This is a genomic window from Desulfogranum japonicum DSM 18378 (assembly GCF_000429945.1).
Taxonomy (GTDB): Bacteria; Desulfobacterota; Desulfobulbia; order Desulfobulbales; family Desulfobulbaceae; genus Desulfogranum; species Desulfogranum japonicum.
In genome coordinates, this window is record NZ_AUCV01000008.1 from 1 (window position 1) to 16,078 (window position 16,078).

Consider the following 16,078-nt stretch of genomic DNA (forward strand, 5'->3'; position numbering starts at 1 on the left):
AGATGTTTTGCGCACCTTCGCACGCAACAAAAAACATCTTGGGGCCGAGATCGGCATGACCATGGTACTGCATACCCATTCCAGAAGATTGGAGTACCATCCACATATCCATGTACTTGTACCTGGCGGTGGCATCGATCAGCAAAGTCGCATCTGGAAAAAGGTGAAAAAGAAGTATTTGTTTAACGGCTTTGCCCTGGCCAAAGTCTTTCGGGGGAAATTCCTGGCTGGAGCCAAGGATGCTGGTTTGCGGATCACATGCAATGTTCCTCAAAAATGGGTTGTTCACTGTGAGCATATGGGCACAGGTGCACCGGCATTAAAATACCTGTCGAGATATCTGTATCGGAGTGTGATCAGCGAAAAGAATATCATTTCCAACTGCAACGGCGAAGTTACGTTCAGGTATCGTGACAGCGCCACTGGCGCAATGCAGGAAAAAACACTTAAAGGGGAAGAGTTTGTGTATCTTCTGTTGAAACATGTCTTGCCCAGCGGATTCAGGAGGGTGCGCGACTATGGCTTTCTCCATGGGAACGCAAAAAAGATTCGCCTGTTGGTTCAACTTATCCTGCATGTCATTATCAGGCCGCAACCGCCACGGCCACGACCGGTGTTTGCATGTCCGCATTGCAACAGACCGATGCGCATCCTGAGATTCAGAAATGATTACCGTCAACCTGGCTAAATGGTAATCGAGGCACCGCTTCACAGTCAACAATAGCAGAGAGGCTTCCATTGATTATGGACATCGTGTTTTTTTTTAACGCCTGGTCAGGCGAATGGATTTTTGCGCCCACCGTTCAGCGCTGCTGCCCTGGCAGCGCAATCTGAACATACCTGAAAAATATATATTTCCTTATAGAGACGGGCTTGTCCAACCACGGATAAGATTGTGGTTCGTTCGTTCCTCACTCACACAATCTATCCTTATTCGTTCAAGATACCTGGATGTTTCGAATCCTTGCACTATGATGAGTAGTCCGAGCAAAATTCTGACATCTTGGGTAGTAATGTCTGAGGAGATTGCTGGCATCTGCCATGATCCAGCTACCAGAAGCTTAACATTGTAGGTGGCTAAAGCGATAAGAAGTGCTCCTATCATAGCTAGATTCAGACTGATCGTATATTTTTCAAGTACCTCCAGTTCAGCCAAACCGCGCCAGATTCCAAAACCACATATCACCAATAGGATGGAGGTGGTTAAAATGTGTCCCCCTAACACGCTGTGGATGCCAAGTGCGTTTAAAACAAACGCAGATAAAAGTTGAATATAGTAAATTACAGAAATAAAATAGGCTCCTGACAGCACCAGGCGTGATGCGAAGGCTATGCCTTGTACTGCACCTAAGTCGTTATTTTCGATGGGCTCAAAATGCTTGATATTGAAGCGAATAGCGCTTCCTATTCCATAGGCAAAGGTGAGGAGAACCGCCATGCAGATTACGGCAAGGTCACCCACAACACCCGCCAGCAAGGGGGCACTGACAAGAAAACCACTACCCATGATGGAAGAAAGGGGCGTTATTGTAGCTTTCCAGGATTCAGAGTTAGCCAGGTACTTTGAAAATATCAGATATCCTCCAAGGAGGAGCACTATGAGAATGACTACTATATTGAGCAATATGAACACTCCCTATCGTTTGATATGTTGAAATCGTAAGTGGTTCTATATCTCTGCGGGAACCATAAGTGGTGATGCCCTATAGGGAAAACGTTTGTTTTCAATGGAGCGTAGAACTAACAGCTTATGTGTGCTTATTCTGGGGGCAGGCTTGCTATTTGATTAACTGGTTCATTTCAAAAATAGGTAAAAGGATGGAGACCACAACAAACAGAACCACTATTCCCATGAACAGGATCATGATAGGCTCTATGAGCGAGGTCAGTGCCAGAATTTTCGATTCCACTTCTTTTTCGTAAGCATCGGCCGCCTTGGCCAGCATCTTGTCCAGTGAACCACTTTGCTCCCCAACACCTATCATTTGAACCAGCATGGGGGGCAGATATCTGTTACCTTTAAAAAATTGTGACAAACTATGCCCTTTTTCCAACTCCTCACTGGCTTCATCGATGGTCTCCGCGAGCATGACATTGTTTACGATGCTGCGCACAATTTTTAGCGAGATGGTCAGCGGCACCCCTGCTGTCAAGAGGCTGGAGAGAGTCCTGCCGAGACGGGCAGAAGCAATTTTTTGATTGAGGTCATTGAACGGCGGAGAGGTAAGTTTCAGGCTGTCCCATTTTCTTTTACCCTTTGGATGGCGGATGTATGCCCGCAAGCCAATTCCGGAGCCGATGAACATGCCGGTCAATAGCCACCAGTATTGTTTGACAAAGTCGCTGATGGCAAGCAGTACTATTGTCGGCAAGGGAAGGGCGTGCTGGGATTCTTCAAAGACCGATGTAATACTGGGTACGATAAAAACGAGCAGCCCGGTGAGAACAAGCAGGCATATTATGGCCATGATAAACGGGTAGGTCAGCGCTGCCTTGATTCTTGAACGCAAAGCCTGCTGGTTTTCATTGAATTCAGCCAACTGTTCCAGCACAACATCCAGGGATCCCGACGCTTCGCCTGCTCGAACCATGTTAATGTAAATACTGGAGAACAGCCGGGGATGCTCTTCCAGAGCAGCCGTTAAGGAGTTACCCTCATTGACAGCATCCTTTATCTGGGCAATACTTTTTTTCAGGACAGCGTTATTGGTCTGTTGAATCAGACCGTCCAGGGAAGGTATCAAGGGGATGCCGGCTCCAAGCAGGGTGGCCAGTTGCCGGGTAGCGATGTTGATCTCTTCATGCTTGACCCCTCTGCCTATTTGCCGTGATAAAATAGAACCTTGTTGTTTTTTTCTGGTTGAGGCCTGCTTAATTGATACCGGGTAGCTTCCCTGGCTGCGAATTTTCTGGCGGGCAGCTGAGAGTGAATCCGCATCCAAAATGCCTTTACATTTTTTCCCAGAGCTATCTAGGGCTGTGTACTCAAAAACGGGCATGGGAGCAACCTGGTAAAATGAGACTGTGAGTTGGCAGGACTAAATGTTTTCAGTGCCGGTAAAAGATATGGTATCGTGACATGTCCATTGCACCTTCAATATGATATGCTATTATAGCCCGGTTTTATTCTGGAAAGCAATGGCAAGCGCCTGTTGCGTGAGAAATCGTTCATAGAGTGGCGGAACATATGGAAGGTAGCATGGAGGGTAGATTCAGTTGGAGTGGGGCTCTGAATCCTGGGCAGGCATGCACTGGGCAACGCATTTACGACAGCTGTGCTTGGTCTCCCCTTTTTCACAGAAATCGGCAAACCCCTGGATCAGGTCTTCGCCGCCTCGAGGACAGACCTCAAGAAATTTGATAAACTGGATCATTCTGTTTATAATCTCTCGTGGTGCTGTGTGTTCTATTTTGCATGCGCCTTCTTCGGCGATTTCGTTATCAATGGCCAGCACGTTGGTAAAAAATTGTTTAAGCGCATTATGCCGCCTTATTACATCTTCGGCCACCAGGCGTCCCTGGTCCGTCATTGTGATGACTTCATAGGGGGCATAGTTGATCAGTCCTTTCTTGGAAAGGGCTCGAAGAGCTTCGGTGACAGAAGGGCCACTCACCTGCAGTCGTGCGGAAATGTCTTTACCTCTGGCGACCTGTTTGTCTTCAATAATGTGATAGATGGCTTCTATGTAATCTTCTAAACTGGCGCTCAGTTGCGGTGTGGTAGACACAATACCTCCAAGTCATATATAATCAGTATGTAATCTTTGGAAGATACTGTGTGTTCCCAGGAGCGTCAAGAATTATATAGGTTTATAAAATAACTGCCTTTTTTCATTGAGATAATGTTAAACGAACTTCGCGTGAATAATCTGGCCCTCATTGACAGCCTGCATCTGGACCTTTCGGAACAGGAGGCTGGTCTTATTGTCCTGACAGGGGAAACCGGGGCTGGCAAATCAATAATATTGCAGGCTGTACATCTGCTTGGTGGTGGGCGCAGTTCTGCCAGCTGGGTCCGTAACGGGAGCGAGCAGGCGGAAATTGAGGCTGTGTTTGATATTCATCCTCAAAATAACGACGTTTTTGAGATTCTTGAAGAGCTCAGCCTCCGTGACGGAACCAGCTGCCTGGTTCGTAGGGTTATCAGCAGCCAGGGGAGAAGCCGATTATACGTTAATGACGGACAGGTCACTTCCCGCGCTGCTGGAAATTTGGCCGCTGGGCTGGTCAATATCGCCAGCCAGCATGATAATCAACAACTGCTCAGCAATCGTCATCAACTTGATTTTCTGGATAGCTACGGTGATCTCTGGCCCCTACGTATGCAGTTTAGCCAATTGTTTGCAAAATGGCAGAAATTTTCCAGCGAATTGCGCCAGTTGTTGGATAAAGAGCATGGAAAGGAGCAACATAAGGAATTTCTTGGTTTTCAACTGGAAGAAATAGAAAATGCTCATCTGATTCCAGGAGAAGATGAACAGTTGCATCAGGAAAAAGAACGTATGAAGGTGTCCAGTCTTTTGGCAGAACATGCACAAAATGCCTGGCATCTCTTTGCCGTCAATATTATAGATGCCCTTTCTGAAATCAGAAAAGATATGGAACAGGTGGGAGCGCTGGATAAGGAAGCCGCACCCCTTTCTGAACGTATTATTTCAGCCTGTTATGAAGTGAGCGATATTGAACAGGATCTTGCCAGGTACTTGGAATCAATACCAAAAGACCAGAATCGACTGGAGCAGATCGCTGAGCGTTTGGCACAGATCAAACAGTTGGAACGCAAACACGGTCCCACTCTTGAGGATGTATTGGCCAAAGCTGAGTCTCTTCGCAAGGAACTTGAAGAACTTGAGGGACTTGAGGCTGCAATAGCGCACCTGGAGCAGAGGCTGGAAGAGGTCAGCACAGAGGCATTGCTTAAAGCTACCGAGCTTTCTGCTGCGCGGCGGGAAGTTGCCATGCGGCTGAAAGCAGCCATGGAGAAGGAACTTGGTTCTCTCAGTTTTAATCAGGCTGTTTTTGAGGTTGATCTTTCTCAGCCGGAAGGGTTGGGGCTTGAAGGCTTTCAATCAACAGGAAGGGATACGCTGGCCTTTCTCTTTTCAGCAAATCCCGGTGAGCCACCAAAATCACTGGCTAAAATTGCCTCTGGAGGTGAATTATCCCGTCTCATGCTGGCCATGAAATGCATTCTTGCCAAAAGGGATAAAGTGGAGACCGTGATTTTTGATGAGATTGATGCAGGGATAAGTGGTGAAGCGGCAGAAGCTGTGGCCAGAAAAATAGGTGAACTGGCAAGCCATCATCAGGTAGTGTGTATCACCCATCTGCCGCAAATTGCGGCAGGGGCTGACATGCATTTTAAGATCGAAAAGATAGTTGAAGACGGGCGTACCAGAACAGTGGTTCACAGGCTTGCCCATGAGGAAAGGGTTGCTGAACTGGCACGAATGTTGGGAGGTCAGCAACCTACGCAACAGACACTGGCATATGCCCAAGAGCTGGTAAACAGAAAAGGAGGTACGGAGTAGTTTGTGAAAGATGTTATAGCACTGGGATTGTTTTCAGGCGGATTGGATTCAATCCTCGCCTGCCGAACAGTTGCGGAACAGGGGATCAGGGTTATCGGGTTGAAATTTGTTACCCCGTTTTTTGATAATTACCTTCTGGGGTGCAAAGAAAAGTATCAGAAGGAGATGCAGGAAAAGTATGAACTACAGGTTGAAGTGATTGATCTGAGTCAGGGCTACCTGCAATTGCTGCATAACCCTGAACACGGGTTTGGTAAAAATTTCAATCCGTGTATTGATTGTAAAATTATGATGCTGCGTACGGCTCGTGAACTTATGGCAACGTATAATGCATCTTTTTTGATAACAGGTGAAGTGGTTGGACAGCGCCCCATGTCCCAACGTCGAGACACCATGCGCGTTATTGAACGGGATTCTGGCTGTAGTGGCCTGTTGTTACGTCCCCTTTCCGCTTTGCTTTTGCCTCCGACACCAATGGAAGAAAAAGGACTGGTAGATCGTGCCGGACTGCACCGTTTCGCTGGAAGAGGTCGGAAGCCCCAGATAGAATTGGCTGCTCGCTATGGGATTACAGATTATCCCAATCCTGCCGGCGGATGTATCTTGACCGACCGGAATCTGGGAGCACGTATCAAAGCTCTGTATAATGGTGACATTATTCTCTCTGATGAGGATTTATCAGTGGAAGATGTTCGTCTGTTGCTTGTGGGCAGGCAGTTTCAGATTGGTGGAAAATACTGGTTGGTGGTTGGACGTAATGAACGCGAAAATGAGCTGATACGCTCCCTGCAAAAAAAAGGAGACTGGCTCCTGAGCATGGAAAATCATCCCGGTCCAACGGCGTTGCTTCGCAGTGCTGAAGAAACAGTGTTGCCGGACGAACGCGAAAATGTGTTGCAGTATGCAGCCGGGATTGTTGTCAGATATGCCAAGAAAGTTGCCGGTGTACATGTTGCAGCAGAGGTTTGCGTTGAAAAGGATGACTCAATGGTATGCCGCAGTTTCGAGCCGCTTGACGAGGAGGTCGTCAGCTCATGGCAAATCACATAAGGCATCCTATCGGTGACTGTCGTGTTCCGACTGCTGGCGATGTCGGTTCTGTGTTGCCTGAGTGGTTACGTTCAGAGTTGCGTGTTTTACAGAGACGCATGCAGGCAGAACTCTATCTTGCCGGAGGTACAGTTCGTGATTTAGTGCTGGGACGACATCCGCATGATGTTGATCTGGTTGTTCCTGAAAAAAGTCACGACTGGGCCAGAGGTCTTGCCGATGCAATCGGCGGAGCCTATGTGCCGCTTGGAGATGAAGATGCTGCCCGTGTTGTTTTTCAAGAACAGGTGATAGATTTTTCTTCTTTTCGTGAGGGAGCTGTCACTATTGAGCAGGATCTCAGGAAAAGAGACCTTACTATTAATGCAATGGCAGTGCAGATTACTCCGTTTTTACAACGCGAGGCTGTTGCGGATGATACCTCGTTAACTCTTCTTGATCCCTGTGCAGGAATGAACGATCTGCAGACACAGACAATCCGTTGCGCAGAGCAGCAGATTTTACACAGTGACCCTCTGCGGATGCTTCGGGCGTATCGATTCAGTGCTGTTTTGGGCTTTGACATTGACGAACTGACCAGCAGATGGATTGGAGAATTTTGCAGGGAAATTACCCGTTCTGCCCCTGAGAGAATATATTATGAGTTCCGGATGGTTTTGGAGTCTTCGAATAGCGCTGCCGTCATAGGAAGGATGGCAGATTCCGGTATGTTGTGGAGGCTTTTTCCGGAACTGAAGAAAGGTGTGGGGATGCAGCAGCCTGCAAGTCATCATCTGGACGTGTTTGAGCATAGTCTGGAGGCATTACGCTGCTTGGAAGAATTATTATCAGATCCTTGTTACGGTTTCAGCAAAAGTTATATAGAGGTGGATAACTGGCTGGCTGAAAAGAATCACAGGGTGTTGTTAAAGTGGGCAGCTTTGTTTCATGATGTTGGAAAACCGGTTACCCATGCCATTGATGAGAGCCGTGATGGCAAAATTACCTTTTATGACCATGATCAGCAGGGCATGCGTGTTTTTTCCGAAATTGCTGAAAGACTTCGCATGAGCACCGCAGATCGGACGCATGTGAAGCATCTCATAGGATTGCACATGCGGCCGTTTCACCTGGGCAATGTTGCCAGAGAGAAGGAATTGACCATTCGGGCATGTACACGATTGATACGTAAAGCGCAGGGATTATTGCCAGGTTTGTTTCTCCTTGCTCTGGCAGATACTACTGCTGGCAAGGGCGACAAGCGGCCTCTGACCCTCGAAAAGGAATTGGAAGCCGTGCTCGAGCGTATACTTCAGGTACAACGTGAAAATGTAGCTCCTGTGCTGCAGGCACCTCCCTTGGTAGATGGACACGATTTGATCGATGTGTTGAAGCTACAGCCGGGGCCTGTATTTAAGACTATTCTGGCTGCAATCCAGGATGCGCAGATTGAGGGGGCTATACAGACAAAAGAAGAGGCATTAATCCTGGCAAGCTCACTTGCCCAAGGGTGAATAACGCCTCTATATTCAATTTGGCAAAACATGCGTAAATATCAGGATTTCTATTTTAAAAAGGCCAAAAAGGATAACTATCCGGCCAGATCTGTCTATAAACTGGAAGAAGCGCAACAAAAATATAAGTTTCTAAAAAAAGGACAGCGTATTATAGACTTCGGCTGCCATCCTGGAAGTTGGAGTCTTTATGCAGCATCGATAGCAGGAGAAAAAGGGACGGTCGTGGGTGTTGACCTGCAGGCCACAGATATCCCCACTCAAAAACCCAATGCTGAAATTCATTGGCTCTGTTATGATGTCTATGCAGATGATCTACCCGCACTGTTGAAAAAACAGTGGCCAGGGTTTCACGTGGTGCTTAGTGATATGGCGCCACGAACCACTGGAAGTCAGTATGCTGATCATCAACACTCTCTCAGGCTTGTCCGCCGTGTACTGGAGCTTGCCCAGGAACTGTTGCATGAAAATGGAACAATGTATTGCAAAGTCTTTCAGGGGGAGGACTTTCCGGCTTTAGTGGAGGAGTGTAAGCCATATTTTAAGACTATCAAGGTGGTTAAGCCTAAAAGTTCACGACAGGAGAGTCGTGAAGTCTTTATTTTAGGACGCAATTTTATACCTGTAAGAAAGCATATATAGTGTCTGTCCATAAATGAGGATTTTTGCTTATGTTTAGGGCCAGTGATAAATTTTTCCGCAGATATATGATTGATATTTCGAGGATAAAATTTTGAGTATGACGAGAAAAATAGGTGAAAAGACCATTTATGGACAGGCACTAACTAACGCCGGGATGAACGCAACCAGATACATATATCAGGGAGTCTTTCCCTGGCAAAAGAATAACACGATATAACAAGTAGAGGGAATCGGCTGTGTCAGGACATTCGAAATGGAGCACAATCAAACGTAAAAAAGGGGCCAACGATGCCAAGCGAGGGAAGATTTTCACCAAGCTGATCAAGGAAATTACCATCGCTGCGAAAATGGGAGGCGGAGACCCGGATGGTAATCCACGGCTGCGAAGTGCCGTAACTGCGGCCAAAGCCGAAAACATGCCCAAGGATAATATTGATCGCGCTATCAAAAAGGGCACAGGAGATTTGGATGGCGCAGTATATGAAGAAATTTTGTACGAAGGTTACGGTCCGGGCGGCGTGGCGGTTCTTGTGGAAACCATGACCGATAATAAAAACAGGACAGTTGCTGATGTTCGCCATTATTTTTCCAAAAGTGGTGGTAACCTTGGTGAATCAGGTTGCGTAGCCTGGATGTTTGACAATAAGGGTACCATGCTTGTTGATAAAGAAGGGATTGATGAGGAAGAACTCATGGATCTGGCGCTGGAGGCTGGCGCAGAGGATGTGGTTGATGACGGGGAAGCTTTTCAGGTTATCACCGCACCGGAGGATTTTAGCGAGGTGGTCGACTCTTTAGAAAAGAGCAATATTACCTGCTCTGAGGCAACCATAACCATGATCCCTAAAAATGTTGTGGAAGTTACTGAAGAAAAGCCTGCCAAAGCATTACTGAAACTCCTGGAAAATTTGGAAGACCATGACGATGTACAGAAAGTGCACGCCAATTTCGATATACCTGATGAGCTGATGGAAGCTCTCTCCTGATCACTCAAGGTAACAGGGAGACCATGCGGATACTTGGCGTGGACCCCGGTTCTCGGGTTACCGGATATGGTATTGTGGATTGTTCCGGAACAGATTTGGGATTTGTTTCATGCGGAACCATACGCACAACCCATGAAGAGGACTTTTCCCGCCGACTTTGGATTATCTTTTCAAGTCTTGCCAAAGTGATAGAAACACATGCGCCTGAAGTTGCAGCCATAGAGGAAGTGTTTGTAGACCGCAATGTGCGCAGTGCCCTTAAACTGGGTCACGCACGGGGCGCAGCCATCGTAGCTGCCATGGAAAACGATATACAGGTGCATCATTATACTGCCCGTACAGTGAAACAGACCGTCACCGGGTACGGGCAGGCCGATAAAAAGCAGGTGCAGCATATGGTCACGACTCTGTTGGAACTTAATACTTTTCCGAGTCAGGATGCTGCAGATGCCTTAGCCATAGCAATATGTCATGCGCAGCATTGCTCATTTATGAAATTATGCTCCTTATAAACAGGGAGTTATATCCTGTCTATGATTGCAACACTAACCGGTATTGTCCGATATAAAACACCAGGGGCCGTGATTCTGGACGTGGCAGGTGTGGGCTATGAATTGGCCATTTCCAGCCGTACCTATGATAGCCTTCCTGCTATTGAGGAAGAAGCTTTTCTTCACGTGTATACCAATGTACGTGAAGACTCCATCACCCTTTTTGGATTTGAGTATATTGAAGAAAAGCAGCTGTTTCTGCTGCTTGTCGGGGTTTCCGGCATAGGGCCCAAGCTTGGACTGGCTATTCTCTCCGGGCTCAACGGCAAGGAACTGCGTGATGCCATAATGCTGAAAGACTACAGCCGCCTGACTGCCTTGCCAGGCGTAGGCAAGAAAACCGCCCAGCGGTTGTGTATGGAGTTAGGTGAAAAAATTGGCGGTTTGCAGGTGGAAGACTCCGGCAGTGTGCAGGCAACCCCTGTTAGTGGCACAAATGAAAGTGCAGTTATGCATGATGCGGTGTCAGCGCTTGTAAATCTTGGGTATCACCAGAACATTGCCTGGCAGGCATTACGGCGGGTATACAACCAAAATTGCCAGGAAGGGGATGCCGTGAGTGTTGAAGAACTTATTCGTTTAAGCCTTCAGGGCCTGGCACAGCAATGATGATCAGGTTGAGTGGCAATATGTTTGGAAGCAACCATGAATTTTGAGGAACAGCTTACCGGTAAACGACTGGTGACCAGTGAGCTTCAACAGGAAGACCGGGCATCCGGTGTTGATCTTCGTCCTAAACAGTTGGCCCAGTATATTGGCCAGGATAAGGTTAAAGAGAGTCTGGGGATTTTTATTCAGGCTGCACGCTTGCGTGGCGAACCCCTTGATCACGTACTTTTTCACGGCTTTCCCGGTTTGGGAAAGACAACTCTAGCCTATATAATCGCCCATGAAATGGGGGCTGGCATTAAAGTGACAAGCGGGCCGGTTATCGAGCGGCCTGGGGATCTTGCCGCTATTTTGACAAGTCTGCAGGCTGGAGATGTTTTATTTATCGATGAAATCCATCGTCTGAATCATGTGGTCGAGGAGATTCTTTATCCGGCCATGGAAGACTATCAACTCGATCTGATTGTAGGGCAGGGACCAGGCGCAAGATCTGTAAAGGTGGATTTGCCGAGGTTTACCTTGGTGGGTGCCACCACCAGAACCGGATTATTGACGCCTCCGCTGCGGGACAGATTTGGAGTGTTGCTGCGACTAGATTATTATTCAGCTGAAGAGTTGAAAACCATAGTGCGACGTTCAGCCAAGTTGTTTGATATCGGCATTGATGATGAAGGAGCTTATGAACTTGGCCGGAGATCTCGAGGCACGCCTCGTATTGCCAATAGGTTGTTGCGGAGGGTGAGGGATTTTTCCCAGGTCGGCGGGCATGATGTCATTACCGGCGATGTGGCAGACGCGGCTCTGAATATGCTGAACGTTGATCAGTACGGTCTTGACGAAATGGATCGACGCATTCTTGTTACTTTAACGCAGAAATTCAGCGGAGGGCCAATCGGGCTTGAGACACTGGCAACGGCAGTCTGTGAAGAGAAGAACACCCTTGAAGACGTATATGAGCCTTTTCTTATCCAGTCAGGCTTCCTTGTCAGGACACCAAGGGGAAGAATGGCAACGGAATTAGCCTACACCCATCTTAACCTGCCGGTACCCACCAATGAAGGACCTCAGGCGAGGTTGTTTTAGTCCCGGTTCTTTGGTTATCATGTTGCAGAGCAACAACATTTCTGAGATTAAAATCTGGTAAAGCAAATAGAACAAGAACAAGGTGTCTGTTTGTATAGACTGCTTTGCCTGCCAGATAAAATGTAACGTTTTTTTACTTTTCTCCCCACCTTACTCCCCACTTTCCCCCACCTACATTTTCTGTGAATAAAACATAGATATTCCGCTTTGTTGACTGATAATATATCTGTCGTCATCTTCAACTTTCATTCCCGTGCTCTCCTTTTCAAAACAACATTTCGCAAGCAATTGTGCTGTTTGTCTGTATGTATATACCATATGTAGTGCTTTTCTTTGCCTTGTCGGTCTTGGGCAACTTCTTGATGTTCTGGTAATTTTTCTTGACTCGTGCTGAGCCTTGGTATAGAAATGGTATTAAGTGGTGCAAAGTGGTGTGATGGGGGTGAATACTGGCGGGTGATGGTTTGAAGAAACGAATCACGAAACATAGATTTCGAAGTCGGTCTGAGCATACCCTGGATGACAAGGGCCGCTTGAATATTCCGGCACGCTTTCGTGAGATTCTAAAAGAAAAATACGAATCAGAGTTTCTTATAGTTACCAACTGGCATAATTGTCTTCGGGTGTATCCGGAAGATGAATGGGAAGAGTTTGAAGAGGATCTGCTTGCTCGGGAACAACCTACAGAGGAAGAGGAGCAGTTCATTCGGTATGTTGTATCTGGTGTTGCGGAATGCGCGCTTGATAAACAGGGAAGAATACTTCTTCCTGCAAATTTGCGTAATTCATTTGGGTTGAATAAAGAAGTCGTCCTCAACGGGATGCTGCATTTTTTTGAGATTTGGGACAAGGCAACCTGGGAAGTAGAGGAACAAATGTTGAAACGTGATTTTTCCCAAATTTACAGAGGTGTGACTCGTCGCACCCAGGCTTCTGGTAAATAATGGAGCCGTGGCGCGCGCATATACCGGTTCTTGCCGCAGAAGTTATTCAGTGGATCAGCTTAAAGCCTGGGCTGATATATGTTGATGCAACACTGGGGCTTGGCGGTCACAGTGAACTAATTCTGCAAAATCCTGTACATGTCGGTCGGGTTGTCGGATTTGAATGGGATCCCGATGCTGCTGCAATTGCACGCGAAAGGTTAGCTCCTTACGGTGATCGATTTACGTTGGTTCCCACTTCCTATACGCAACTTACCAGAGAGTTGACACGGTTAGGCATACACAATGTTGCAGGTATTGTAGCAGACTTCGGTGTTTCCTCTTTACAGCTGGATCGAGTGGAGAGAGGTTTTTCTTTTCAGAGTGATGCTCCTCTGGATATGAGAATGAGTTCAAGCATCAACGTTACAGCAGCGGACATGGTGGCAGATTTGTCCGAAGAACAGCTCGCTGATGTTTTTTATCATTACGGTGAGGAACGTCAGGCAAGAAGAATTGCTCGAAGACTAGTACAGTACAGGGATATTAATCCTGTGAAAACAACCTGCCAATTGGCTGATATTGTTGCTGCGGCAGTGCCACGAAAATTTCATCCCAAAAAAATCCATGTAGCCACAAAGGTATTCCAGGCTCTGAGGATTGCTGTTAACCGTGAATTTGAGAACATTACTTCCCTGATACAACAGGCGCCAGAAGTATTAGCTGAGAAGGGGAGAATATGTACTATCAGTTTTCATTCGCTGGAAGACCGAATGGTTAAACATTTATTCCAGAAAGAAAAATATACCGTACTCACCCGAAAACCCGTACAGGCTGAAGCTGCTGAAGTGGCCGTTAATCCCAGAGCACGAAGTGCACGACTCAGAGTTGCAGAGAAAAAATAGTAATACCCGCCCCCCTTATTTCTCAATGTTTTTTTTGGAGGATAGCCATGATAGCTCAGGTGAATGTTAAGGCATATAAGCCCCGCAGGGCACATACCCTTTCCCGCCAGCGGGTAGCCAGTCGTTCGTCCTTTGTTCTGCCTGTGAAAGAACTAAGGGCGCCTGTGACTATTATGGCGGCTGTGGTGTTATGTGCAACTGTTGCTATCGGTCATATTTTTTCCTGGCAGATCGGCAGGGTGCAGGCTGCGACTTCAGAACTGAAGATTCAATATAGTCAACAGGTCAATGAACATATTCGTTTGAAAGCCGAATATGTTCACCTCAGATCCAAGGCAAGGGTGGAAGTTGTGGCAGCAGAAAAGCTGGGGTTATATAGCCCGAACAGAAATCAAGTGCATCATATGTAAAAGATGCCTAGAGTCGTAAGAAACAGAATATCGACTGCAAGCAAGCGACGCAGTAAGAGTCGGGCGATTGTCTGGCTCGTTGCAGTAATATTGATTGCAGGGGGAGCGGTAACGGCCTACAGGTTTTCTCCTTCTCTCCGCAAAATGGCGGTAACTGCGGGGTCGATAGCCGATAGAATTACTCAGAATTCAGCGGGCATGGAACCCGCTGAGTCTGTTTTAAGGGGAACGATCTACGATCACAAGTATAAGGAACTTGCGGTTTCCTATGCTGTTTATTCTCTGTATGCCAAACCTGTTGGGATGCATGTGGATTCTAAGTTGATTTCTTCGCTTGCAACCATAACCGGGCAAACGGAAAAAGATCTGGCAACCCTGTTGAAAAGCCATGCGCCTGTGGTCAGGCTGGCGGAAAATTTAGATTACCATCAATCTGTAGAGGTGGAGAAACTCGGCGTACAGGGATTGTATTGTAGTGAGGAAGAGGTACGGTTTTATCCTGCCCAGAATGTTGGCGCCCACGTTATCGGTTTTGTGGGAGAGCAAATTGGATTGGCAGGAATAGAAGGGCGGTATGATGTTGTTCTTCATCCTGGTCAATTTATGGCATCTGATGTTTTCGAATTGGATGTCAATAAGGATGAAATACTCGGTGATACTATTGCTGACATCAAACTCTCTCTTGATTTATCCCTGCAAAAGGAACTGAATCAGCAGTTGCAGAGATATCTTGATGCCCAGGGGGTGTCTAAGGGTATTGGCATTTTGGTCAATCCGCATTCAGGGCGTATTCTGGCTCTGAGCAATTTACCCAGCTATAATCCTAATTTTTTTTGGCAGGCTGACGCGGCAGTTCAGGAAGATAAAGTCTACCGTCAGAAATTAAGCAAAGAATTGATAACACCTCTTCTTGCTCGAACGGCAGCTATCTTACGGGAAGGTCTCTCCTATGACGGCGTACTGCCGGTGGGGGTTCGGGCACCAAATTACGGTGTGTCCGATGAAGACATCGCATCCCTGCAGCAAGAGTTGCGTTTGTATGCTCCTGTTGAGAGCAGCTGGGAGTCCGGCTATAAAGACAGACTACAGGCTGTACGGGAATCTATCCATGGCATGGATAGCACATTGACAGGCGTACAGATAGAGGTTGCCCTGGCAAGTTTGATCAATGGAGGGTGGCGAATAGCGCCTTGGATGCTGGAAGGATTGTATGATCACACTACCAGGAAAATGTATCCTCTGAATAAAGGGAAAATCACCCGAAATATGGTGCTTGAACCGGTTTCCGGAGTGTTACTTCGACGCGAGCTTTTTGCCGGGCGGGTAACAACACAAGGCAGTGATGAAACAAAGAAAGGACGTGTTGTCTCTGAGGTTTTCACGCATTCCGATATACATTTTTCTAAACAGACATCGGAATATGTGCAGCAACAGCTTTATGTCGGTATGATTCCTCCCAAAAAGCCACAGTATTTTTTAGTTCTCGCTGTTGAGGCGGATCAGATTTATCCCAGACCACGTTCCGCGGACGATGATTCTGTGAGTATGGATACAATCGGCGAGCATATATTGACTCGCGCAATGGCCGCCGATCTTATGGTGGTTGACAAGCATCCATTGGAGAAAAATAAAGAAAACATGAACAAATTTTTTGTCAGTAAGCGGCTGAATTTTCAACTCCCGGACAATCCGGTTCGTCAGCCGGTTATTGATATGCCGCAGCTTGCAGGTATGAGTCTGCGTAAAGCACTGCAAAGGCTTGGACAGCAAGATATGAAGGTGCGGATTAAGGGCTCAGGGACTGTCGTGGCTCAAACACCGGCAGCCGGACAATCGTTGCAGGGTATTACTGAATGTACCCTACGATTGGAATCAGGAAAATATTAAAAGCGATC

Annotated in this window: 16 protein-coding genes; 13 read left to right on the top strand and 3 right to left on the bottom strand. The window is 47.0% G+C overall.

What is annotated here, in order from left to right; genetic code table 11:
* On the top strand, positions 1-688 hold a 688-nt coding region (locus G493_RS28145; protein WP_035273858.1), incomplete at its 5' end, for an IS91 family transposase.
* 171 nt (positions 689-859) lie between these two features.
* On the opposite strand, the gene G493_RS28150 is transcribed toward G493_RS28145, so the two are convergent.
* The 3 genes from G493_RS28150 to G493_RS0106615 all read right to left on the bottom strand — a co-directional run bounded on the left by G493_RS28150 (position 860) and on the right by G493_RS0106615 (position 3,728).
* The gene (locus G493_RS28150) at positions 860-1,624 is read right to left on the bottom strand and encodes a hypothetical protein (RefSeq protein ID WP_051309078.1); all 765 of its coding nucleotides are present in this window, start codon (positions 1,622-1,624) and stop codon (positions 860-862) included.
* Positions 1,625-1,778: 154 nt separating this feature from the next.
* Complete coding sequence (gene gspF, locus G493_RS0106610; RefSeq protein WP_028579741.1) at positions 1,779-2,999, bottom strand: type II secretion system inner membrane protein GspF; 1,221 nt, start codon at positions 2,997-2,999, stop codon at positions 1,779-1,781.
* Between the two features lie 213 nt (positions 3,000-3,212).
* The gene (locus G493_RS0106615; protein ID WP_153306446.1) at positions 3,213-3,728 is read right to left on the bottom strand and encodes a metal-dependent transcriptional regulator; all 516 of its coding nucleotides are present in this window, start codon (positions 3,726-3,728) and stop codon (positions 3,213-3,215) included.
* Positions 3,729-3,842: 114 nt separating this feature from the next.
* Between G493_RS0106615 and recN the strand changes: the two genes are divergently transcribed.
* The 12 genes from recN (at position 3,843) to G493_RS0106675 (ending at position 16,070) form a co-directional block, all read left to right on the top strand.
* Positions 3,843-5,531 carry a DNA repair protein RecN gene (recN, locus tag G493_RS0106620; RefSeq protein ID WP_028579743.1) on the top strand — a complete coding sequence of 563 codons (1,689 nt, stop codon included), beginning with the start codon at positions 3,843-3,845 and terminating at the stop codon, positions 5,529-5,531.
* Positions 5,532-5,534: 3 nt separating this feature from the next.
* A complete protein-coding gene (locus G493_RS28155; protein ID WP_035273859.1) occupies positions 5,535-6,581 on the top strand; it encodes a DUF814 domain-containing protein in 1,047 nt (348 codons plus the stop codon).
* Entirely contained in the window at positions 6,566-8,074 is a 1,509-nt protein-coding gene (locus tag G493_RS0106630; protein ID WP_051309079.1) for an HDIG domain-containing metalloprotein, read from the top strand. Before G493_RS28155 ends, G493_RS0106630 begins: the two co-directional genes overlap by 16 nt.
* A 30-nt stretch (positions 8,075-8,104) precedes the next feature.
* Complete coding sequence (locus G493_RS0106635; protein ID WP_028579745.1) at positions 8,105-8,716, top strand: SAM-dependent methyltransferase; 612 nt, start codon at positions 8,105-8,107, stop codon at positions 8,714-8,716.
* Between the two features lie 236 nt (positions 8,717-8,952).
* A complete protein-coding gene (locus tag G493_RS0106640; protein WP_028579746.1) occupies positions 8,953-9,702 on the top strand; it encodes a YebC/PmpR family DNA-binding transcriptional regulator in 750 nt (249 codons plus the stop codon).
* A 23-nt stretch (positions 9,703-9,725) separates the two neighbouring features.
* Positions 9,726-10,214, top strand: coding sequence for a crossover junction endodeoxyribonuclease RuvC (ruvC, locus tag G493_RS0106645; protein WP_028579747.1), 489 nt, complete (start codon positions 9,726-9,728; stop codon positions 10,212-10,214).
* Between the two features lie 21 nt (positions 10,215-10,235).
* The gene (ruvA, locus tag G493_RS0106650) at positions 10,236-10,862 is read left to right on the top strand and encodes a Holliday junction branch migration protein RuvA (RefSeq protein WP_028579748.1); all 627 of its coding nucleotides are present in this window, start codon (positions 10,236-10,238) and stop codon (positions 10,860-10,862) included.
* A gap of 36 nt (positions 10,863-10,898) precedes the next feature.
* A complete protein-coding gene (gene ruvB, locus G493_RS0106655; RefSeq protein WP_028579749.1) occupies positions 10,899-11,945 on the top strand; it encodes a Holliday junction branch migration DNA helicase RuvB in 1,047 nt (348 codons plus the stop codon).
* A gap of 464 nt (positions 11,946-12,409) precedes the next feature.
* The gene (gene mraZ, locus G493_RS28160) at positions 12,410-12,889 is read left to right on the top strand and encodes a division/cell wall cluster transcriptional repressor MraZ (protein ID WP_232363722.1); all 480 of its coding nucleotides are present in this window, start codon (positions 12,410-12,412) and stop codon (positions 12,887-12,889) included.
* A complete protein-coding gene (rsmH, locus tag G493_RS0106665) occupies positions 12,889-13,773 on the top strand; it encodes a 16S rRNA (cytosine(1402)-N(4))-methyltransferase RsmH (RefSeq protein WP_028579750.1) in 885 nt (294 codons plus the stop codon). The genes mraZ and rsmH overlap by 1 nt, the downstream gene beginning before the upstream one ends.
* Positions 13,774-13,820: 47 nt before the next feature.
* Positions 13,821-14,183 carry a cell division protein FtsL gene (locus G493_RS0106670; RefSeq protein ID WP_028579751.1) on the top strand — a complete coding sequence of 121 codons (363 nt, stop codon included), beginning with the start codon at positions 13,821-13,823 and terminating at the stop codon, positions 14,181-14,183.
* 3 nt (positions 14,184-14,186) lie between these two features.
* Positions 14,187-16,070: a PASTA domain-containing protein gene (locus G493_RS0106675; RefSeq protein ID WP_084813458.1), complete on the top strand. Its 1,884-nt coding sequence runs from the start codon at positions 14,187-14,189 to the stop codon at positions 16,068-16,070.
* Positions 16,071-16,078: the final 8 nt, after the last annotated feature.